This is a genomic window from Metabacillus arenae, from assembly GCF_014773385.1.
In the GTDB taxonomy this organism is placed as follows: domain Bacteria; phylum Bacillota; class Bacilli; order Bacillales; family Bacillaceae; genus Metabacillus_D; species Metabacillus_D arenae.
In genome coordinates this window covers 126,823-147,652 of record NZ_JACXAI010000002.1, presented here as the reverse complement: position 1 = coordinate 147,652, position 20,830 = coordinate 126,823, and the positions used below count along the sequence as shown (strand labels likewise).

Genomic DNA, 20,830 nt, shown 5'->3' with positions numbered 1-20,830 from the left:
AAATGATGCTTATTCTTTGTCGTTAAACGGTACAATTAGTGCTGTTAGGATACAATTATCGAGATATCGGAGCAATTATTGCGGTAACGGTGCAAGTATCACGATGACGGTGCAATTATCCGGATAAAGGTGCAAAAATTATGATAATGGTGCAAATAATCAGTTAACGGTGCAAATAATTGGATACCGGTACAATTATCCCGATAATCAGAACTTAAGTAGTTTCACCCAAAACACTTATTATCAGAAGCGGACTGGCTTAAATAAGTTTTACTTGACCCATAAAGTGGGAAATTAGTTCATTAAGTGCCTTGCTCTATGATCATGATGTGATATGAATGCCAGGCATTTTACATTAGATCATGTTTATTTAGCTCAAAAATTTCCAAAAATAGTTTTTGAGTAAAAAAATATGAATGGTAAAATGGTGTCGAATGAAGAAATTAAGGTGGTATTAGTATGTGGTACAAAAAATTAGCGGCTGGCTCTGTTTCGTTTTTACTCCTTGCAGGCTGCTCAAATTTAGACTTTTCAAAAGGTTTTTTTCAAGAGGATGTCAAGACTGAATCTGTTCAGCCAGAGGTATCTTCTCAGTCAAAAGAATCTAATAAAAAGAATCAAGAAGAAGTTGATAAAGATTTTCTTCTGAAATCCAGTTTTTTTAATGAAGTGAAACAGGTAAATGGAAAAGCAACTATACAAAATCCAGATAATTCCTTAGTTTTAGTTAATAAAGAATTTGCGCTTCCAGAGAATTATACACCTGAAGATCTAGTCTTCCCTGATGTTCCTTTTTCATTCGGTGATGCAGAAATACCTCAAAGATATTTAAGAGAGGAAGCTGCAATTGCATTAAAGCAATTATTTAATCAAGCCAAAAAAGAACAGATTGAGCTATTTGCTGTTTCTGGATTTCGTTCATATGAGAGACAGCAAGGGATTTTTAACGTTGAAAAAGACACAAAAGGGGAGGAAGAAGCTAAACAAGCAGTGGCGATTCCTGGCCAGAGTGAACATCAGACCGGACTTGCTATGGATATATCTTCAAGAAGTGTGAATTTAGAAATCACTGAGGCTTTTGGTGAAACAAAAGAAGGCAAGTGGGTAAGTGAAAACGCCCATAAATTTGGGTTCATTATTCGCTATCAGCAAGGAAAAGAAGACATTACCGGCTACCAATATGAACCGTGGCATTTAAGGTATGTTGGAAAAGAAGCTGCAAAAGTGATGTTTGAACATGATTTAACTTTAGAAGAGTATTTTGAAAGAGTAAAAAAGATCTAATGCAAAATGATTTAGACATACTAGGTTATCACCTGGACATCCTATTTATTGGCTTTAATCCTAGCATTGTGTCTGGTGAAACGGGACATCATTATGCAAATAAAAGCAACCGTTTTTGGAAGCTTCTTTATATGGCAAATTTAACGGATCGCATTTACCTTCCTGAAGAAGATAGATCTCTATTAAAGGAAGGATATGGTTTTACCAATATTGTTAGTAGACCGACAAAAGAGGCGGCCCATATAACTCCTGAAGAATACCAAGAAGGAAGAATCCTGTTACGTGAAAAGCTAGAAGAATATAGGCCTATGGTTGCTTTCTTTGTCGGAAAAGGTGTATACGAACAATATAGTAAGACGAGGAAAGTAGCCTGGGGTAAACAGGAAACTCCTGTTAGTAAGAATATGATTGAGTTTGTTGCTCCTTCCTCTAGTGGATTGGTAAGAATGAAAATAGAAGAAATCGTTGACATTTATAAGCAAGTTCATTTATATATAAATAAATGATAGAAGGATTGTCGGTTAAAAAGCTAATAAAACTGAACAATCCTTTTTGATATAACAGATTTTTTAAAAGCTGTTTTGTTCCCGCTCTTAACGGGCTGTAATCCCTCACCTCAAATTTAGTGATGCAATGAAGACAGCTTGTCCACAGGCGACCGGAAAAGAGGAACAAAAACTTAAAAGCGCCACGTCCGTGGCACCGTCTTGTGTGACCCGCATCCTGCGGGCATCAACTAACCAAAAGTAAAACACCAACTGATGGAAGTATAGAGCTAAGGCTCAGTTTAGCTAACGAATATATTTTCAAAGTAAACATAAGAGCTGCCTTTTTGATAGCCCTTATGTTTATAAAAATTAATAATAAAGCAAATAAAAAAATATTACCAAAAAAGCCCGCCAATGACTAATCCTGTAATAAAACCTAAGCCAATTCCATATGGGTAGTAATAACCGGGATAGTATCCTCCGCCCCAAAATCCTAATCCGTAACCTCCGCCTCGAGGCCCCATTGGCTGGATATAGACTTTTCTCCGTGTTACATTTACAATTCTACCAACATGTGTACGACCAGCTCGATCTGTTATTCGTGCAACTTTACCTCTGTGCTGACAACATAAACGGTAATAATCCTGACTCAAAAAGTTCCCTCCCTTGGTCTTCTTCCCAATTAATTTATGAGAGGCCAAGGAGAAAAGATTGTACGCTTATCCAATAAAGAGGAAATATAGGCCAAACTATTTTATACATGATAATACCCGAAAAGTTAAACGATCCTTATATTTTTCGTTGAATAATGTATGCCGTTCCATCAGGGAATAATATTCTTCCGGAATCGGTTCTGTAATCCTAATTTCTGAAGTTTGCGCATGATTATGTTTTGAGAATTGATTTGGGGTAAGTGCTTTTATTTTTTTAAAACCTTGCTGTTTAAGCTGCTTAACCCAATCATCTTCAAATTGAATTTTTGAGAACCCGTAAAATGATATTAATTCATTCTCTTCCTCATTAGTCAAACTATTTTCGATCGTTAACTCAGTGGCAACCAAATATCCATTGGGTTTTAATACTCGGAAAATTTCGTATAAAGACTGCTCGATATTAGTAAAGCTCAATACCGATTCACTTATAATATAATCAAATGAGTCATTTGAAAAAGGTAAATCCTCCAGATCTTCTAAAAGAATCGTAACATCTTTTAAACGATCACAACGGGCTTTTGCTTTTTCAACCATCTTGTGATTTGAATCTATTCCAATAATAGGACATTCAAAGCTGCTTAAATAATCAATAGTTTGCCCAGTCCCACAACCAACGTCCAGTATTTGAACGTTTTTATTTAAAGGTAACTTTGAAAGTATCTCTTTTGTCAATGCCAGCCCGCCTGGATGTGCCCCTCCAACCCCAAACAAAGAAAGCATTTCAATATATTTTCCCATCAGGTTCCGCTCCTCATGTTGTTTTATCCTGCTCGGTAGAAAACCGTTAAAGGGCAATTGATGCTAATAACATTTAAGCAATGTATATTTATTGAATAACTCATTTAATTTTAATTTCATTAATTGGTAAAGTTCAGCTTTATATACAACCTTTAGAGATTGTTTAACATTGCAGGTTTTTAGAAAGCATTCGATTTGGCTGTTTACATAATCTAATATTTGATTTTCATAAAACAATTTTTTATCTTTAATCTTTTGGTCAATTTCAGCTATTAGTGAAAAGGAGAAGTGAATAAGCTGATAGTCATCGGGTTGAATAAAATGAAGAATGTTCATCTAACCGCTCCTCGAAAAAATATTTACATTGTTGTAATAAAATTTACAAAATTTCAAATTTAAAATCCATTGAATTTTGTCGAATAAAATTTTTTATAAAAAAATAGTACCTTTTATGGTATGCAGAGGATTGAAAATTTGTAATAGGTCATGTTGAGTGATTTTACACATATCTTGGACTAATAAAGAACCGAAATATAATTAGGAGATGAATGAGAAGAATGTATGATGAAGGTTATTTTAGTAAGATTCTTCAAAGGAAATTGATCAGTCAGATATTACTTTATCTGACTCGTAAAGGGAGCAAAAATTTACCTAAGTCTTTAGTGAAACCAAAGTAGTGTGGTTTTAAAGCTCTGTATGGTCACCATTTTAAAGTTGGAGGTTAGAGGTTGGATCCAATCTGTCTCCTATTCGGGGAATTTTTCTGCAGCTTATTTCATTGAGTATAGAAGTTTCACTTTATGGTTGACTCCACAAGTTCAGTTCGCCATAATGATTACATGATAAGGTGGTGTATCTATGCTAGGAAAATTAAAAATTCCAATAATCATCCTGCTGACGGCTGTCATAAGTTCTGCATTAACGCTAACATTAATTGAACCGAAAAGTATGACTACTGCAAGTAGTGATGAAAAGTTCGAAAAGTTGTTTTCTACATATGAAACAATAAAAAAAGAATACTATCAAGACACAAATGATACAAAACTTGTGGATGGGGCGATTAATGGGATGGTTGAATCCCTTGACGATCCTTATTCAGACTATATGAATCAAAAGGAAGCAAAAAGCTTTGACGATAATATTTCCTCTTCCTTTGAAGGCATAGGTGCTGAGGTTCAGGAAATTGACGGAAAAATTATGATTGTTTCACCAATAAAAGGATCCCCAGCTGAAAAAGCAGGTTTAAAGCCTCGGGATAAAATTTTAAAAGTAGATAATAAAAGTATCGAAGGAATGTCTGTTAATGAAGCAGTGATGTTGATTCGCGGTGAAAAAGGATCAACAGTTGATCTCGTGGTTGAAAGAGACGGCTCCGGACAAATGGATTTCACTATAACAAGAGACACAATACCATTAGAAACGGTTTATTTTGAAGTGGAAGATAACGTTGGAAAAATTCAAATAACGAAATTTTCCGAGTCAACTGCTGAAGAATTAAAAAAAGCTGTTGAAGAACTAGAAAGTAAGAATGTAAAGGGATTAGTATTAGATTTACGCCAAAACCCGGGTGGATTAATGGACCAGGCAATATTAATGAGTGATATGTTTGTACCAAAAGGAAAAACAATCATGCAGGTTGAAAATAAAGATGGTTCAAAAGAGGTCTATAAGGCTGAGAACGATCCAATAACAGACCTACCTTCAGTTGTTGTAGTAGATAAAGGAACAGCAAGTGCTGCTGAAATAATGGCTGCTGCTCTATATCAATCAGCAAGAATTCCAGTTGTTGGTGAAAAAACCTTTGGAAAGGGAACAATCCAGACAGCTCAAACCTTTAATGACAGTTCTTCTGTGAAATTTACAATAGCAAAATGGTTAACACCAAACGGAGAATGGATTCACGAAAAAGGGTTTAAACCACAAGTAAAGGCTTCATTGCCTGAATTTGCTAGTTTACCATACTTGGACCCTAAAAAAGGGATGAAACCAGGAGATTCAGGAGAAGAAGTCAAAACAGCTCAGAAAATGCTTAATGCTCTGGGATACAAAGAGATGAAAGAGGAAGGGTTCTTTGACGAATCGACTAAAAGTCAAGTAAAAGCATTTCAAGCGGATCATAAACTATCTGCTTCCGGGGAGTTGAATGAAGAAACAATTATCAAACTAATGGAAGCTTTACAAAAAATGATTGCCGAAAATGACGTGCAGATAGAGAAAGCTATTGAAGTCTTAAAAAAATAAATAAGTTATTAAAAATGAAACCCTGCTGCTGCAGGGTTTTATTTCCTTATAAATTATTATGTGAAGAACAGTACGGATTTGACAGAAGCAAACAATCTTAAATTTATAAACTAAAGTGTTCCATTTGTGATTGGTTCTTGGAAGAGGTTGAAATTACCTTATTATGTAGTAAGTTGCAACATTTCTAATAACGCGTTAAAATACTAATGTAATATATCTTGAAATCAAGATAATAGAATAGAGAGAAAAAACAAGCTATATTCACTATTTAGCAGCACTTGCTTGAGATATGACTGAAAATATTGAATTTTAAACCCAAACCATTTGAATAGGAGCGAAAATCATGAAGCATATTTTTCAAAAAGGAATGAGCAAGCGTACTCTCTTACTATTGCATGGCACAGGAGGGACTGAAGAAGATTTACTGCCTCTTGCAAATCTTCTTGATAATAAAGCAAACATATTAAGCGTACGGGGGAATGTCCTGGAAAATGGAATGCCCAGATTTTTCAAAAGATTAGCTGAAGGGGTTTTTGACGAGGAAGATCTTATTTTCCGAACGAAGGAGTTAAATGATTTCATATCATACGCAGAAAAAGAATATGAAATATCACGCGCGGACATGACGGCTGTTGGCTATTCTAACGGAGCAAATATTGCAGGTAGTTTATTATTCCATTTTGAACAACCATTTAAGGCAGCTATTCTTCATCAACCAATGGTTCCAAAAAGAGGGATCCGGTTGCCTAAGCTAACTGGATTACCTGTCTTTATTGGAGCAGGAACAAATGATCCAATCTGTTCACCAAGTGAATCAGAAGAATTAGCAAAGCTTCTTCAATCAGCTAATGCCAATGTTACATTACATTGGGCAGATCATGGGCACCAATTAACTCATTCTGAAGTTGAAGCAGCCGCTCAATGGTACAAAAAAATCATATGAAACTCTTATATAGCGAATTTCACTATAGAAATGTCGGATTATTTTCGGCATTTTTTCTTTTTTACCTCTGTAGTCGTTTACCTGTGCAATCCTAAATTTACTAAAGCATCAGCAGTTTTTCCACATGTCATCTCCAAGTTGTCATGGTTGTCAGTATTCGTATATAATAAACAAAAAGTGAGAAACTAACTTTAAGTAAGTAATCCAACTTTGCCTATATTAAAACTTGTGATAGCAGGAATGGGGTGGGGATATGACAAAGCCAGTTTGTCCAAATATTGAATTTGCGTTCCAATTACTCGGGAAACGCTGGAATGGAATTTTGATTTATGTCCTTCTTGAGGGACCAAAGAGATTTAATGAATTAACATCCATTATCCCGAGCATAAGCCAAAAGATGCTGGCGGAACGGTTAAAGGAATTGGAATTATATGGAGTGGTCGAGAGGCATGTTCTTCCAGAAATACCTGTTAAAGTCGTTTATCAGTTAACGGAAAAAGGTATGGGTATTGAGAACGTATTGAAGGAAGCTAAAAATTGGGCAGAACAATATGGTAAAGGAGATTGCAATGACTAAAACAGCTATTGTTACAGGAGGAGCAAACGGGATCGGTAAAGAGATTGTAAAGCTTTATGCTAAAAAAGGTTACAAGGTAGTGTTTGGTGATATCGATACAAGGGAAGGTCTAATGCTTGAGGAAGAAATGACGAATGTGAATCAATCGGTTCATTTTGTAAAGTGCGATGTTCAAAGGGAAGATGAAATCATTCATCTTATAAAGACTGCCAAAGACCGATTTGGTTCGGTCGATGTGTTAATTAACAATGCAGGTGTTTCAAAGTGGAAATCAGTATACGAGCTTACAGTCGAAGATTGGGATGACATTATTCATACAAATTTAAGAAGTGTGTTTATATGTTCAAAAGAAGCTGCGAAGCTGATGAGAGACAACCCACAAGGCGGATCGATTGTTAATATAGCATCAACAAGGGCAATCATGTCTGAACCAAATTCAGAAGCTTATGCCGCGGCTAAGGGTGGAATAACAGCACTTACTCATGCTTTAGCTGCTTCTTTGAGTCGTGATAAGATTACAGTAAATTCCGTCTCACCAGGTTGGATAGAAACCGATAATTATTCAGAGCTGCGAGCAATTGACCATAAACAGCATTTCTCACAAAGAGTTGGTAAACCAATTGATATTGCCAATGCTTGTTTTTATCTAACAAATCCTGAAAATGATTTTATCAATGGAGTTAATCTTGTAATTGACGGCGGAATGACAAGAAAAATGATCTATGAGGCGTAATTCACAGTTTATAAGGAGGATATGTGGGGAAAATGGTTGGTAAACGAAAAAGGAGATGAATCAAATGAGTTGGACAAAAAATGATTATCCAAGTTCGTTTAAAAATTTACCATCAAAAACAAAAAATAAGGCAATTGACATTGGGAACAGTTTACTAGACGAGGGTTATGAAGAAGATCGCGCCATTCCAATCGCGATTTCTCAAGCAGAAAAATGGGCAGATAATCAAAGTGGTTCTACTAAAGAAGAATATGTGGTTTTCTATAAAGAAGACAAATGGGTGTTGAAAAAACAAGGGAATAAACGCCCAACTAATACCTTTACCACAAAAGAAGCAGCAATGGATAAAGGAAGAGAATTTATGAAAAATCGGAATATTACGCTAATTGTAGAAAAACAAGATGGGTCAATTCAACAAAGGATTAATGATAATTAAAATGGTAAGTTCAATGTGTCTTGGACAAGCATCGCTAACAACGAGACGGATTCCAGAAAGATGTTCTTCCTTATCTTTGAAGATTTAGTAGATGGGGCAGTTGCTTTGAGCCGGACAACGAGAACTTAGTTAAATTCAATTTATAGTTTCCCTAACTTAAACACATATCTAATGAGAAAGCTCAGAAACCTCCCTTTTCGCCCACGCTTTTTTTTCCTAATTGAATACCCTTTTAGTGTAGGCAAATAAAAGGGAGGAATTGTTTTGCACCCTCAAATGATACAAGTTGGCTATCGAAACAAGCCAGGTTATGGATATAGACAACCGTTTTTTTTCGGGGCTCCATTTATTGGAGGTTTATTAGGTGGTTTCCTTGGAGGCGCCCTTATTAGTTATGCTAGACCTCGGCCATATCCTTTTTATGGAGGATACGGTGGGTACCCTGGATATGGCGGGTATGGAGGCGCTCCATACGGGGGCGGCTACCCTGGCTATGGGTACGGGGGTTATCCCTACTAAACGAAAAAACTACCTGCAGGGTAGTTTTTTTGTTATAAGCTGAAGGTAAAGTATGTGAGTTAATGTTATCAATCCCAAGTTGCCAACGGCTAAAAAGAATATGTAAATCCGTTAAAAAGTTTAAAAAACAATCTTTCTAACGGTTCTTATATTGTTCGCCATGAAACAGGACACCTTACCGCTTTACTTTTTTATTCATCATTAATGACAACTTCAGAAATATAATGGTCTTCATTTTTTATAAGCTTAATCTCAAGGAGGGAGTCTTTATAGTGAGTTTTTGTTCCTTTGCGCTTAACCAGCGAAGGGAGACTGACTTTTTCTGTCTCTCCTTCTTCAGGATAATTGTGAATGATTAATTGGTGGCTTGTGTGCTGAATTTTTAGTCCCGCTAATTTTTCTCGCTCTAGTGGGATTTTTACATATATATATTCACTTGTTTCAAAGCATTCGATTTGGTATTTTTTCGATTGTCTGTCATTTTTGCTGTTAGGCTGTATTTCGCCTTGAAAAGGAAATTGGAACGGGTATTGGTTGCCAAAAACATTTTTCATAACGTCTTGAACATATTCTTCAACTTGATTGGGTTCTAGATCTTTAAACTGGTCAGGGATCTTCATTTTATGAAAGGGAAAACCTTTATTCCAAGGAAACACCTTTTAAATTCACTTCCTTTTTCATGAAGGAAAGATGTTGCGGAAATTTACCAAGGCATGTAAGTTGTTTTACAATATCATAGTCCTTCATATTAAATAGCGGTATATTGGTTTGGATGAATTAGATTTTTTCCGCACTATTATTATATGAGATTGTAAAAGAGATGTTATCAAGACCTTTTTGTTGTTGATTTTGTGTGGGACCGATTATAATGGAAATTAGGTTCTTTTAAGGAAAGGTGAAGTTTAAGGATGAACAATGGAAAGGTGGATAGATCAGGGGTTTTATTTACAGCCTGTTCTTATACGTTGTGGGGAATACTGCCCTTATATTGGAAATTACTTGAGTATGTTCAAGCAGAAGAAATTCTTGCTCATAGGGTCATTTGGTCGTTTGCCTTTATGGCTGGTATTCTATCGGTACAAAAACAATGGCCGCAATTTCAACAAGTATTTAAACAAATGAGCATAAAACCAAAGATAATTTTTTTACTGGTCATTTCTTCGTTACTAATCAGTATAAATTGGTACGTATATATATGGGCAGTAAACAATGATCATATGATTGACGCGAGCTTAGGATATTATATTAACCCATTAGTAAGTGTCATATTAGGTGTAATATTTTTAAAAGAGAGACTTAATTGGCTGCAAATAACCTCCTTTGTGTTAGCTGGAGTCGGAGTGCTCATTTCAACAATTCATTATGGGAAATTTCCATGGGTGGCTGTTATTTTAGCGTTAAGCTTTGGTTTATATGGATTGACTAAAAAAGTTACAAAGTTAAATTCTTCAATTGGTTTAACATATGAAACCTTAGTTGTTACACCAATTGCCGGAATTTATTTAATTTCCATTTTTGAAAACAAGAGTTCCGCCATATTATCTTTTGATTTCATAACAATTGTGCTGTTAATGGGAGCGGGAATTGTGACGGCAATCCCCCTTTTATTATTTGCAATGGGTGCACAGCGGATCCCGCTATATATGGTAGGAGTTTTACAATACATAGCTCCAACCATCACATTAATTATCGGAGTCCTTTTATACAATGAACCTTTCACTATAATTGAAATCTTGACATTTGCTTTCATTTGGAGTGCTCTTTTCCTATTTACTATAGCAAACACTAAATTAATCAAACGTCAATCTGTTAAAATTCATAAGAAAAAATCGTTTCAATTATAATTCCTTCCTCGATTTATGCAAGCAAAGTTCTTTTGCTTTTTCGGTGATAAAGATAAAATAAAAGGGAGATAAGAAAGGGTATATTATGAATATTTCTGAGCTGCTTGCCTCTTATCGCTCGTTATGGATAAATAGGAAGCTTCCTGTAGAAGATGGGGAAGAAAAAACTCTTCTTCAAGCTATAAAAAAAGACTTAAAGGATGAATTGACCCATCCAAGGCTTCGAAAAAATTCTGCAGATAAATTTCTTGCAGCGACAAAAAGAATTATGAATTCTTCTTTGGAGGACAATGTTAAATTGCATTTAATTAAACTTCATCTTTTAGTTCTGGACGAAGTAAAGGACAAATGACAATTGGAGGATATAAAGTGAAACCTATCGAAATAGAAAGTGTGCAAGAAGAGCTCAATAAAAAGCTCCAGAAAAAAGTGTATGTACATTTAGAAACAACTACCGGAGCCTATTCTGCCCATTTTAATGAAAATAATATGACGGTTGTTGCATTTATTCGAAATGTAGAAGTATCCTTTAGCCAGGCGAAAATTAAAGGAGAGGGACCATACAGGGTCGGATTAAAATTGGAGCATGGCTGGGTTTATGCGGAAGGGTTGACAGATTGGACGGTTACTGATCAAAATCAACTATTGTTAGCGGGACATGATAAAGACGGTAAGTTAGCGATTGCTTTGCAAATCAGTGAAGTACCATTTAGCAATTAAAAGACTGACTCTTTTCTAAAAGATTGCTGCTTCTGAAGGATAATGAATTGTATTTCTCGTCTTTTCAGAAAGCTTAAGATGATTAAAGTGTTAACGTATTAAAGTTAGCTATCGATGCTCCAGCGCAGGCGGACAGGACGTCCTAGTGCCGGCAGGCATAAGGCCGTAACGCCTTTGCAGGCAGGTGCCATCGGCTCTTAGGTCTCAGGGCCAATCATCTCAGGGAAAGACAAAAGTTCTTGGAATAAATAGCAATGATTAATCGCAAATAAAGTTTACGAATATATCCCATTGAATAGAGTAGGAGTGCAAAAATCATGAGTGAACGATTACTAGTAGTTTTACCTCATCCAGATGACGAATCATTTGGAGTTGCTGGATTGATTGCCTTATATCGAAAACAAAATATTCCAGTTACATATGCATGCGGGACATTGGGGGAAATGGGCAGGAATATGGGAAATCCGTTATTTGCTAACCGTGAAACACTTCCATTACTGCGCAAGCAGGAATTGATAGATGCTTGTAAAGAAATGGACATACAAGATTTGAGGATGCTTGGCCTTCGGGATAAAACGTTAGAATTTGAAGATGAAGAAGAGTTTGCTGACATGATTGAAGATATCATTCAAGAAGTAAAGCCGTCGCTTGTAGTCACTTTTTACCCTGGTCATGGAGTCCATCCTGACCATGATGCTACTGGTGCTGCTACAATACGTGCATTAAAGCGGATACCGAAAGATAAACGACCACTGACATACTGCAAAGCTATTACACGCCACTCTGAAGAAGAGCTTGGAAAACCAGATGTCTCGATTGATATTACAGAGGTTGCTGACATCAAGATGAGTGCCCTTAAGGCACATCGAACCCAGACAGAGGGTATGTTAAAACAAATGGAAATTAAGCTGCAAAATAATGAACCAGATGTGATGAATTGGTTTGAAACAGAAACCTTTTGGACTTATCAATGGGATGACTGAGAAAGTCGAAGCTCGTTTTGAAGAAATCAGCGAAAGAGCTGATTTCTTTATCATACCAACCCCTTACTTTCGTGCATTTGATGATATAAAAAAGTGCTGTTTATCTATTCATGAGCAGCACTTTTTTTGGTATTAGAAGGTTTAAGCTTATTAAATGATTATTTTTATTAATACGTAATGTCGTTGTCCAGATCTGATCGAAGTCATCTAACCTGATAAATTGGCAAAAGTAAAACCTTTCTGAGCGTTTGTTTTTACTAGTCACAGCAGGACCAGCTCCTTACGTCTTTCCTTTTTAACTGGCTTTTAATCTTAATGATTTATATTTTTGTTGAATAAAGTATAGCCTTGCTGATAAGCAGATTGCGCCTGCTGCAAGCCCTGAAATTAATCCAATCCAGTAACCGAATGCACCAAAAGAAGTATAATTTCCAAGTATATACCCTAAAGGAAGTCCAATAATCCAGTAGGAAACTAAAGCTATGATTAAAGTAACATTCACATCTTTATATCCTCTTAGTGCCCCCTGAATAGGAGCAGCAATTGCATCTGACAGCTGAAAGAAAATCGCATAAATTAAAAACTGCTGAGTCAAAAGGAGTACATCTGGATTATTTGTGTAGATACCAGCGATTTGCGGTCTCAGCAGTAAAATGACAAATCCTGAAAAAAGTGACAAAAGAACACCGAAAGCAATTCCCATGTAACTGTAATGCCTTGCATCTTTGTACCGTCCTGCTCCAATTTCAAAACCGACTACAATCGTTAATGCCATGGAAATACTTAATGGAATCATATATAAGAAAGATGCGAAATTCAAGGCAGCCTGATGTGAAGCAATCGTTATTGTATCAAAGGTACTCATCAATATTGTTACGGCTGCAAAAATACTAGTTTCAAAAAAGATCGCAAAACCAATTGGTACACCAATTTTTAATATTTCTTTCCACGCAGCAAAGGAGACATTGTAAATGCTTTGAAAGATTTTGAACTGATTAAATGGAGCTTTTTTGTGAACAATAAACATAGAAATGATAAAGATGCTCCAATAGGTAATGGCTGAAGCTACTCCAGCTCCAATACCGCCAAGTTTAGGAAAACCAAAAGCTCCAAATATAAATAAATAATTAAACACGAAATTAATCGGTAAAGAAAGCAGGGTAATAAACATAGATACTCTGGTTAAACCTAATGCGTCAATAAAACAGCGCAAAACCGTATAGGCAAATAAGGGAAAGATCCCAAATGACAGGGCAACTAAATAGTTTTTGGCGATGATTCTAACTGATGTTTCTAAATTAAGATTATCTAAGATGAAATCTAAAGATAAATAGCCTGCGAGGATAATCACTGTTGATATAACTACAGACAAATACAGCCCTTGGATGACAGAAAAGGAAACTTTAGCTTGCTGCTTAGCTCCAATTAATTGAGCAACAATTGGAGTTATTGCTAATAAAATTCCGCTTAGTCCTGTATTTATAGGGACCCATAAGCTGGAACCTATCGCAACCCCTGCTAGATCAGAAGGACTCAATTTTCCAGACATCATAGTATCTAAGAAATTCATCGCAAAAAGACCCAGTTGGGTCACTAATATCGGTAATAAAATGATGACAAACTGTTTGTATTTTTCTTTAAAATTGTAAGTTTCTCTCATGTTAAAGTCCTCGTTTTCTTTAGGATAACGAAAGAAATTATAACATGGAAGCAATTAAAAGTTGTTATTTTTGCTTGTCTTCTTTTTTATTTGAATTTTCTCTAAACATTTGGGTGTAGAAAAAACCTAAAGTAATCACTCCAAAAAACGTAAACAAATATTGAAAAAACTTGTATGTAATCATATGTAATCAACCTCCCTGTTTATAAAATTTCCAATTTATGAAAGACTCATTCATTTTTATTTTATATGAATGAACAGTCAATTTAACAAGACAATAATAGTATTATAAGGGGGGATGAGCATGTTAGCTGACGAAAATGAAATTTTAAAAACGGTTAGAGGTCAAATAAAAAGCCACCTTCAAAAGATTATAGATGAGTCATCAAAAATGGTCCATTCTCTAGAAAATAAATCAGATTGCTTACTTTGTGATTTAGACCACATTAAAGACTTATTTATAGAAATCCAATCCTCAGCTTCCTCTTTTTATTTAGAAGCTTATTTGTCGCCTTATACAACCAAGTATGTTGAACTATCAAAAGCAATTCACCATTTGTCTGAAAGAAGACACGGGGCATTAATTGTAGTAGAAAGAAATATGCCCGCTGAGCCCCTATTGAATCAAGGAGTATTGGTCCACGCTCATCTTTCCGCTTCTTTAATCGAAAGTATTTTTTATCCAGGCAACCCATTACATGATGGGGCATTACTTGTACGCGGAAACATAATTGAATCCGCATCAAATGTCCTCCCTCTTTCCCCAAGAGATATCGGTACCAAAAAAGTTGGCACTAGACATCTAGCTGCTTTAGGACTGACAGAATTGACGGATGCTCTTGTATTGGTAGTATCTGAAGAAACAGGGAAAATGTCATTTGCTAAAGATGGAACTTTATACCCCATCAGCACAGAAAAGCATATCTAAAACGAAAATTTCGTATTACGAAGTAGAAACTGAGGGATAGGTGGCATTAGCATTGTTAGCTTCTTTGAAGGAAATGAAGGTTTTTTCTGGATATCGTGCTAGTATTTGCTGCGATGTTTGGAATGATAATTGTTTTATTAATATTTAATGATAGACAATTGCAAAATAAAGAAAAAAAAGATTATATTGTTCCTACACAGCTAACATAGTATATAGGTCATTTTAATTTGGTAGAGAGTTTTTTCACTGGGTAAAAATAATTAAAATATTATAAAAGTTTGCAATAGATTTTTTGCGGTGATATATTTTATAGTGAAAAGTGTGCAAACGTTTGCGGAGTTGATTTTTTGAATACAAGTGAAAAATCTATGTTACACTATCAATCTTTTTAAAAAGTAGAGTATTGATATTTTAATGTGCAAACGTTTGCTCAAAAAAGTTGAAATGGTACCTAGATTTAGGATTACTACTTTTCTCTGATTGATTGATGCTTGCAAGTAATTGAAATTAAAAAAATACAAAGGAGGTAGCTATTGAATAGATCAATCACTTTTCAAAATGAATACTGGTATGCTTTTTTAGACTCGCGAAGTTCTATATAGAAAAATTTCAGGGAACTAGTTGTAATTCTAAGAAAAATACATTTTGAAAACATGATAGAAAATGGAAGGAGTATTCACTTTTATGAGAAAGCTGTCCTATAGTTTGATTGCTTATATGTTATGTGTTGTCGCTTTATTCTCAAGTTTTTCGACTGCTCAAGCCGAAGTAAAGCCAAATTATAAATCATATGTTATGGCACCACTAGGGGAAATAACAGATTGGGAGGAATTTAAAAAGCAATTGATTCAATTGAAAGAAAGTGGTGTGTACGCTTTAACAACAGATGTATGGTGGGGGAAAGTCGAAGGCACTGGAGATAATCAATTTGACTGGTCTTACTATGAAAAGTATGCGGACGTAGTGGAGTCATCTGGGTTAAAATGGGTCCCTATTATTTCCACTCACCAATGCGGTGGCAACGTAGGGGATGATTGTAATTATCCTATTCCGGCATGGTTATGGGAGAAAGACTCCATAGAAAATATGGCGTTCAAAAGCGAAAGTGGTTATTTGAATAAAGAGGCACTTGCTCCCTGGTGGGGGGGAATAGAAAACCAATATAATGAATTATATAAGTCGTTTGCAGAAAATTTTGCTGACGAAAAAGAGCTTATAGTTAAAATATACTTAAGTGGAGGTCCCGCAGGTGAATTAAGATACCCGTCTTATCAGTTTGCAGATGGTTGGGAATATCCTCAAAGAGGAAAGCTTCAAGCCTATTCAGAAGGTGCTAAAAAAGATTTCGGACTTTTTATACAAGAAAAGTATCCTACCATTCAAGAACTAAATGCTGCGTGGGGTACGGAACTCGGAAGCTGGAGCGAAATTCAGCCGCCAAACAATGGAGAGAAGTTCTTCAGAAGCGGTGAGGCTTACAATACACAATATGGAAAGGACTTCATGGAATGGTACCAGAGTACCCTTGAAGACCATATAGAAAAGATCGCCAACGTTGCTCATATGCAATTTGATAACACCTTTAATGTACCGATCGGGGCAAAAATAGCAGGTGTTCATTGGAAAATGAATGATCCAGAAATGCCTCATTCCGCTGAATACAGCGCGGGGTACTATAAGTATTCTCAATTGCTCGATCAGTTTAAACAATCTAATTTGGCTATCACATTTACTTGTTTAGAAATGGGAGACCATGATGCATATAATCCACCATACTATAGTGCTCCTAGAACGTTAGTTACTCAAATTGCCAACTTAGCGAATGTACGTGGTATATCATTGAATGGTGAAAATGCACTGCCTCTTATTAATAACGAATGGGGATTTGATAACTCCGCAGAAGCTGTTTTCAACTACAATTTTGACGGATTTACCTTGCTAAGAATGAATCATTTATTCGATAGTGAGGGAAATCAGACAAATGAGTTTAACATGATGGCAGATAAATTAGGAGTTACACCCATTCCTGTAACATTTACAGTTAAAGATGTTCCTGCAGCAAACGGTCAGGAAGTTTATTTGATTGGAGATAGGGGAGAAATTGGTAGATGGAACACTGCTGAGCATAAATATAAACTCACACAAAATTCAGATGACACCTGGACCGGTACGTTTAATTTAGCCGCTGATCGATCATACGAATTCAAGTTTTTCTTGAAAGATGAAGACGGTAAAATTACGTGGCAGAATCTTGAAACTAACAGATACCATACTCCATCGATCGGTACCGGGGAGTACAGTGCATCTTGGTAAAAGAAAGGAATAGACTTAAAAAAATTACAAAATAAGTTAATTCTAACCAATGAGTTGATTTAATCCTTTTTAGTAGAATTTCCTCAATAAGAAAAGTGTTCTTTATGTGTAACACTTTTCTTATTTAGGGGTTCTTTTTTATTAAAAAAGAATATTTAAAGCAATATAAAAAATGGAAAGTTTATTTTAAAACTTACCCAAAAGAATATGTATCATCCTTTTACTTCTGGTTCAACTTGCTAACTTTTATTGAACAACACAGATAGAATTGACCAAACGTTTTTATAAAAAGCGCCCTAATGAAATATTTTAAGAGCCTGTTTTGATCAAACTTTTTTTCAAAAACAGTCTCTTTTATATTTGGGAAATCAACGTATAAGACGTACTTTTGATCAAATGATCAAATTTTTTTAGAATCCAACAAAAATCGCCAAGTTCGTGGCAACCTCTATGCGACCACATCCTTCAGGCTTCATCTAACCATCAGTGGGGATGTAGAAAGTTGAAGGAAGTTCCCCACTGTTAGCAAATTCACTTTATTTTTCTCTGCATTTTTTACAAACTGTTAACTTTCTGCCTTTATTGTCGATATTTGAATAAAGAAGTTTAATTCTTTTCGTCAAACAAAGCGGACAAGTTCCTCTTCCTCTCGCTGGGAGTTTGGCCAGCGTTTTGCCTCTGTTTCTTTTTGCCATAATTGTTCACCTTCAATTTTATTTTCTACAAGTTATGCAAAAAGTAAGTGTTTGTTTATTTATTTTTTCAACAAATTTCTGGTGAAATGTGGAGAAATTAAAATAATTTGTAACATTATCAGAAAAAATGTAGTTTTTCAGTTTAGTATCTATTAAAATATGAAATAGAAAGGGTAGGAGGTAAAGTGAACAACAATGAAAAAATTATTTGGTTTGACAGCATCAGCTGTAGTCGGTTCCACAATGCTGGCAAATGCTGCATCTGCTGAAAGTGTAACTGTTAAAAAAGGCGATACCTTATGGGATATTTCGATTGCAAGCAAGACGACAGTCAAAGCGTTAAAAGAAGCAAATCAGCTGAAATCTAACCTCATTAGAGTAGGACAAGTTCTCCAGCTTCCTGGAAATAATTCGAAAAAACCTTCAAATCAAGGAACAAATAACACAGACAATAATAATCAATCGGTCGTTACATATTCAGTTACCTCTGGTGACACGCTTTCAGAAATTGCATTATTGCATGATACAACTGTAAAAAAATTGAAATCGTTGAATAATCTTTCTTCTGATCTGATCTACGTTGGGCAAAAGCTAAAGGTAAACGGCAAGGCAGAAAATACAAATAATGTGGATTCTAAGCCTTCTCAATCAATCTCAGGCAGCCAGAAGCCATCACAATCTTCATCTACATATAAAGTTAAATTAGGCGATTCTTTATGGGAAATTGCCAACCAACATAATCTTACAGTAGCAGAATTGAAGTCTATGAACCAATTAAAATCTGATGTCATCTATCCTGGTCAAACATTGAAAGTAACAGGCGGAAGTACAAAACAACCGGTTGAACAAGAACCAAGTAATTCAAATTCAAATGTAAGCAATAAAGTGGATAAAATGATAAATGAGGCTAAAAAGCATATGGGTGTCCCATATCGCTGGGGAGGCAACACTCCATCAGGGTTTGATTGCAGCGGCTATATCTATTATACAGTAAATAAAGTAGCGTCAGTTTCACGATTAAGCACTGCAGGATATTGGAATATGATGACATCTGTCAAGCAGCCAGCAGTAGGTGACTTCGTTTATTTTTCAACTTATAAACCGGGTCCTTCACATATGGGAATTTATTTAGGGAATGATGAGTTTATTCATGCTAGTTCCAGTGGCGTAACCATTTCAAATTTGAATAATTCCTATTGGAAAGAGCGTTATTTGGGCGCTAAACGATTTAATAAAGTAATGAATTAAGAAGCGAACTCTCGCTTCTTTTTTTCGTTCAAAAGTAATAAGTTAGGTAGAGAAAAGGTGGAGGTGGTACCATGATTAATTTTCCATTACTTATCTATACCCAACAAATAAAGAGCCGCAATCTTCTTATTTATTATCCATACGTTTCTGGCCAACAATCAGGACCAATTCAGAGAATAAACAGCAGAATTCAACAAGAGGTTCAGAAGCAAATTTCAAGTCAAAACTATGACGGCGGAATTAAAACTGAAATGACCGGTTTCTTTGAAATAAAAACAAATGAACGAAATGTATTGAGTCTTACTCTTGAAAATTATGCTTTTTCAGGAGGTGCTCACGGACTGACCATCTTAAAGGGCTTAACTTTTGATGCAAATACAGGGAAGTCTTATCGGCTGAAAGATCTATTTAAGGACGGAAGCGACTATGTAAAAAGGTTATCCGACATTATCAGCAAACAGATTATTGAGCGGGATATTTTTGTTTTGGATCCCCCTTTTAAGGGAATTGCGCCGAATCAGGACTTTTATATTGCAGATAAAAGCCTTATAATTTTTTTTCAGCTTTATGAGCTGACTGCTTATGTATATGGATTTCCATATTTTCCTATTTCTGTATATGAAATTCAAGAAATAGTAAAAGAGGATGGTCCCTTAGGCATCATGATAGGGTAAGGCAGAATGGTTTTCCTTAGTGGCGGTTGAAAGGAACGAGAAAAGCGGCAACCCAAATCGTTATGTAATCAGGAAAAACCATTTGAGAACTCTTAAACAATTTAAGGTTTTCAACGCGAGCAGCTTGTAGTCACTTATAGAAAAACATATGATTTTAATATAGTTTGGACTTGATAGGATCTTAATAAGGAAACCTTCTATTATTGTTAAAAAAATCCATCACAATGACGACTAAATAGTAAAATGGGGATAAAAAGATTAAATCCCTATTTTTTAAGTATTTATCATAGTTATTTTTAGTTTCACTACTACCTGGATTCCCATTTGACAAAAGCTTTCTATTTATCTTGATACCAAAAAAAATAATAATCTGTCATGATAGATGCATGCCCCATTTGCCGCAGCATTGCAGAGATATTCCCTCAGTGATAAGTTCCATGATTAACAACATGTATCACGATTTCAGATAAACGGGTATCCCGGATACCAGCATATAGAGGTTATCCAGATCAATAACTTTCTCTAAATCACCCTGATTTCCTTATATCGCTTGCTTAATTGAATAAACATTTCCTCTAATTCCTTTATACTTTTCTTTGAGCTTCATCACCTAATAGCCATGACCGTTCCATGGATTCACTCATACTCATTCCTGAAAGAATACCTAACCCAGCAGTGATCAACAACGTATAATTCCGCTAGTACCTTTGATACAGAGGGAAAGATGCTGGTGATTTCTGGATGATAGATATCTTGAGGGAGTTCATTTAAACGATTGAATATTCTTGGTTAGACCATGCGTGATAATCATACATTTTTATTGGATTTGTCATTTTCATCATCTCCTAAACTCTTTATATTAATTTTTATGAGTTTATTCTTGATAAAGAAGTATGACAACAGAATGTCATACTTCAGAATAATGTTCTAACATTTTTTTAAGCTTTGTTTTCATGATATATAATTGGTATGTTTCATTCTAAGAAAAAATTAGAAAATCAAAGGTTCCGCAATGTTCGTTTGTTTTTAGAGGACTATTTTACTACTCCTTTTTTGAAAAAGCTTTGTTATCCTATGATTATGGCAATGTTTG

At 35.4% G+C, this 20,830-nt stretch carries 22 protein-coding genes; 16 read left to right on the top strand and 6 right to left on the bottom strand.

Translation table 11 applies throughout. From position 1 onward, the window contains the following. The first annotated feature begins 459 nt into the window (after positions 1–459). Together IC621_RS02240 and IC621_RS02235 are read left to right on the top strand one after the other, a co-directional pair. Complete coding sequence (locus tag IC621_RS02240) at positions 460–1,284, top strand: M15 family metallopeptidase (RefSeq protein WP_191155296.1); 825 nt, start codon at positions 460–462, stop codon at positions 1,282–1,284. Next, positions 1,284–1,790 (top strand): mismatch-specific DNA-glycosylase, encoded by a 507-nt coding sequence (locus tag IC621_RS02235; protein ID WP_191155295.1) that lies wholly within the window; start codon positions 1,284–1,286, stop codon positions 1,788–1,790. Before IC621_RS02240 ends, IC621_RS02235 begins: the two co-directional genes overlap by 1 nt. Before the next feature lie 377 nt (positions 1,791–2,167). Here the strand turns inward: IC621_RS02235 and IC621_RS02230 are convergent, their stop codons facing one another. The 3 genes from IC621_RS02230 to IC621_RS02220 form a co-directional block, all read right to left on the bottom strand. Then, positions 2,168–2,425 carry a hypothetical protein gene (locus tag IC621_RS02230; protein WP_191155294.1) on the bottom strand — a complete coding sequence of 86 codons (258 nt, stop codon included), beginning with the start codon at positions 2,423–2,425 and terminating at the stop codon, positions 2,168–2,170. Positions 2,426–2,521: 96 nt separating this feature from the next. After that, the gene (locus IC621_RS02225; protein ID WP_191155293.1) at positions 2,522–3,223 is read right to left on the bottom strand and encodes a class I SAM-dependent methyltransferase; all 702 of its coding nucleotides are present in this window, start codon (positions 3,221–3,223) and stop codon (positions 2,522–2,524) included. A gap of 63 nt (positions 3,224–3,286) precedes the next feature. After that, on the bottom strand, positions 3,287–3,559 hold the full coding sequence (locus tag IC621_RS02220) for a hypothetical protein (protein ID WP_191155292.1): 273 nt from the start codon (positions 3,557–3,559) through the stop codon (positions 3,287–3,289). 522 nt (positions 3,560–4,081) lie between these two features. On the opposite strand from IC621_RS02220, the gene IC621_RS02215 reads away from it, so the two are divergent. From IC621_RS02215 to IC621_RS02190, 6 genes are all read left to right on the top strand, one after another. Beyond that, a complete protein-coding gene (locus IC621_RS02215) occupies positions 4,082–5,464 on the top strand; it encodes a S41 family peptidase (RefSeq protein ID WP_191155291.1) in 1,383 nt (460 codons plus the stop codon). A 343-nt stretch (positions 5,465–5,807) separates the two neighbouring features. After that, positions 5,808–6,407 (top strand): alpha/beta hydrolase, encoded by a 600-nt coding sequence (locus IC621_RS02210; RefSeq protein WP_191155289.1) that lies wholly within the window; start codon positions 5,808–5,810, stop codon positions 6,405–6,407. Between the two features lie 253 nt (positions 6,408–6,660). Beyond that, a complete protein-coding gene (locus IC621_RS02205) occupies positions 6,661–6,984 on the top strand; it encodes a winged helix-turn-helix transcriptional regulator (RefSeq protein ID WP_191155287.1) in 324 nt (107 codons plus the stop codon). Further along, the gene (locus IC621_RS02200) at positions 6,977–7,717 is read left to right on the top strand and encodes an SDR family oxidoreductase (protein ID WP_191155285.1); all 741 of its coding nucleotides are present in this window, start codon (positions 6,977–6,979) and stop codon (positions 7,715–7,717) included. Before IC621_RS02205 ends, IC621_RS02200 begins: the two co-directional genes overlap by 8 nt. A gap of 64 nt (positions 7,718–7,781) precedes the next feature. Next, positions 7,782–8,153, top strand: a complete 372-nt coding sequence (locus tag IC621_RS02195) for a DUF2188 domain-containing protein (RefSeq protein ID WP_191155283.1) — start codon at positions 7,782–7,784, stop codon at positions 8,151–8,153. Positions 8,154–8,429: 276 nt separating this feature from the next. Then, positions 8,430–8,672: a hypothetical protein gene (locus IC621_RS02190; RefSeq protein WP_191155714.1), complete on the top strand. Its 243-nt coding sequence runs from the start codon at positions 8,430–8,432 to the stop codon at positions 8,670–8,672. Between the two features lie 191 nt (positions 8,673–8,863). Here the strand turns inward: IC621_RS02190 and IC621_RS02185 are convergent, their stop codons facing one another. Then, a complete protein-coding gene (locus tag IC621_RS02185) occupies positions 8,864–9,328 on the bottom strand; it encodes a spore gernimation protein GerT (RefSeq protein WP_191155281.1) in 465 nt (154 codons plus the stop codon). 252 nt (positions 9,329–9,580) lie between these two features. Between IC621_RS02185 and rarD the strand changes: the two genes are divergently transcribed. The 4 genes from rarD to bshB2 all read left to right on the top strand — a co-directional run bounded on the left by rarD (position 9,581) and on the right by bshB2 (position 12,219). Next, entirely contained in the window at positions 9,581–10,516 is a 936-nt protein-coding gene (gene rarD, locus IC621_RS02180) for an EamA family transporter RarD (RefSeq protein ID WP_191155279.1), read from the top strand. Positions 10,517–10,601: 85 nt separating this feature from the next. Further along, entirely contained in the window at positions 10,602–10,868 is a 267-nt protein-coding gene (locus IC621_RS02175) for a hypothetical protein (RefSeq protein ID WP_191155277.1), read from the top strand. A gap of 17 nt (positions 10,869–10,885) precedes the next feature. Then, positions 10,886–11,236 carry a YojF family protein gene (locus IC621_RS02170; RefSeq protein ID WP_191155275.1) on the top strand — a complete coding sequence of 117 codons (351 nt, stop codon included), beginning with the start codon at positions 10,886–10,888 and terminating at the stop codon, positions 11,234–11,236. Between the two features lie 317 nt (positions 11,237–11,553). Then, entirely contained in the window at positions 11,554–12,219 is a 666-nt protein-coding gene (bshB2, locus tag IC621_RS02165; protein ID WP_191155273.1) for a bacillithiol biosynthesis deacetylase BshB2, read from the top strand. Between the two features lie 295 nt (positions 12,220–12,514). On the opposite strand, the gene IC621_RS02160 is transcribed toward bshB2, so the two are convergent. Then, positions 12,515–13,879 (bottom strand): MATE family efflux transporter, encoded by a 1,365-nt coding sequence (locus tag IC621_RS02160; protein WP_191155271.1) that lies wholly within the window; start codon positions 13,877–13,879, stop codon positions 12,515–12,517. Between the two features lie 304 nt (positions 13,880–14,183). Between IC621_RS02160 and cdaS the strand changes: the two genes are divergently transcribed. The 4 genes from cdaS to IC621_RS02140 all read left to right on the top strand — a co-directional run bounded on the left by cdaS (position 14,184) and on the right by IC621_RS02140 (position 19,737). Further along, positions 14,184–14,807 carry a sporulation-specific diadenylate cyclase CdaS gene (cdaS, locus tag IC621_RS02155; protein ID WP_191155269.1) on the top strand — a complete coding sequence of 208 codons (624 nt, stop codon included), beginning with the start codon at positions 14,184–14,186 and terminating at the stop codon, positions 14,805–14,807. Between the two features lie 684 nt (positions 14,808–15,491). Beyond that, on the top strand, positions 15,492–17,120 hold the full coding sequence (locus IC621_RS02150; protein ID WP_191155267.1) for a family 14 glycosylhydrolase: 1,629 nt from the start codon (positions 15,492–15,494) through the stop codon (positions 17,118–17,120). 890 nt (positions 17,121–18,010) lie between these two features. Next, positions 18,011–19,063: a C40 family peptidase gene (locus IC621_RS02145; protein WP_191155264.1), complete on the top strand. Its 1,053-nt coding sequence runs from the start codon at positions 18,011–18,013 to the stop codon at positions 19,061–19,063. A 71-nt stretch (positions 19,064–19,134) separates the two neighbouring features. Continuing rightward, complete coding sequence (locus tag IC621_RS02140) at positions 19,135–19,737, top strand: DUF3298 and DUF4163 domain-containing protein (RefSeq protein ID WP_191155262.1); 603 nt, start codon at positions 19,135–19,137, stop codon at positions 19,735–19,737. 636 nt (positions 19,738–20,373) lie between these two features. On the opposite strand, the gene IC621_RS27130 is transcribed toward IC621_RS02140, so the two are convergent. Then, complete coding sequence (locus IC621_RS27130) at positions 20,374–20,472, bottom strand: hypothetical protein (protein ID WP_396652963.1); 99 nt, start codon at positions 20,470–20,472, stop codon at positions 20,374–20,376. Positions 20,473–20,830: the final 358 nt, after the last annotated feature.

What these genes read in the sequence shown, in the direction of transcription:
- IC621_RS02240 (WP_191155296.1), top strand. Translation starts at nt 460, where the DNA reads ATGTGGTACAAAAAATTAGCGGCTGGCTCTGTTTCGTTTTTACTCCTT.
- IC621_RS02235 (WP_191155295.1), top strand. Translation starts at nt 1,284, where the DNA reads ATGCAAAATGATTTAGACATACTAGGTTATCACCTGGACATCCTATTT.
- IC621_RS02225 (WP_191155293.1), bottom strand. Translation starts at nt 3,223, where the DNA reads ATGGGAAAATATATTGAAATGCTTTCTTTGTTTGGGGTTGGAGGGGCA.
- IC621_RS02220 (WP_191155292.1), bottom strand. Translation starts at nt 3,559, where the DNA reads ATGAACATTCTTCATTTTATTCAACCCGATGACTATCAGCTTATTCAC.
- IC621_RS02215 (WP_191155291.1), top strand. Translation starts at nt 4,082, where the DNA reads ATGCTAGGAAAATTAAAAATTCCAATAATCATCCTGCTGACGGCTGTC.
- IC621_RS02210 (WP_191155289.1), top strand. Translation starts at nt 5,808, where the DNA reads ATGAAGCATATTTTTCAAAAAGGAATGAGCAAGCGTACTCTCTTACTA.
- IC621_RS02205 (WP_191155287.1), top strand. Translation starts at nt 6,661, where the DNA reads ATGACAAAGCCAGTTTGTCCAAATATTGAATTTGCGTTCCAATTACTC.
- IC621_RS02200 (WP_191155285.1), top strand. Translation starts at nt 6,977, where the DNA reads ATGACTAAAACAGCTATTGTTACAGGAGGAGCAAACGGGATCGGTAAA.
- IC621_RS02195 (WP_191155283.1), top strand. Translation starts at nt 7,782, where the DNA reads ATGAGTTGGACAAAAAATGATTATCCAAGTTCGTTTAAAAATTTACCA.
- IC621_RS02190 (WP_191155714.1), top strand. Translation starts at nt 8,430, where the DNA reads ATGATACAAGTTGGCTATCGAAACAAGCCAGGTTATGGATATAGACAA.
- rarD (WP_191155279.1), top strand. Translation starts at nt 9,581, where the DNA reads ATGAACAATGGAAAGGTGGATAGATCAGGGGTTTTATTTACAGCCTGT.
- IC621_RS02175 (WP_191155277.1), top strand. Translation starts at nt 10,602, where the DNA reads ATGAATATTTCTGAGCTGCTTGCCTCTTATCGCTCGTTATGGATAAAT.
- bshB2 (WP_191155273.1), top strand. Translation starts at nt 11,554, where the DNA reads ATGAGTGAACGATTACTAGTAGTTTTACCTCATCCAGATGACGAATCA.
- IC621_RS02160 (WP_191155271.1), bottom strand. Translation starts at nt 13,879, where the DNA reads ATGAGAGAAACTTACAATTTTAAAGAAAAATACAAACAGTTTGTCATC.
- cdaS (WP_191155269.1), top strand. Translation starts at nt 14,184, where the DNA reads ATGTTAGCTGACGAAAATGAAATTTTAAAAACGGTTAGAGGTCAAATA.
- IC621_RS02150 (WP_191155267.1), top strand. Translation starts at nt 15,492, where the DNA reads ATGAGAAAGCTGTCCTATAGTTTGATTGCTTATATGTTATGTGTTGTC.
- IC621_RS02145 (WP_191155264.1), top strand. Translation starts at nt 18,011, where the DNA reads ATGAAAAAATTATTTGGTTTGACAGCATCAGCTGTAGTCGGTTCCACA.
- IC621_RS02140 (WP_191155262.1), top strand. Translation starts at nt 19,135, where the DNA reads ATGATTAATTTTCCATTACTTATCTATACCCAACAAATAAAGAGCCGC.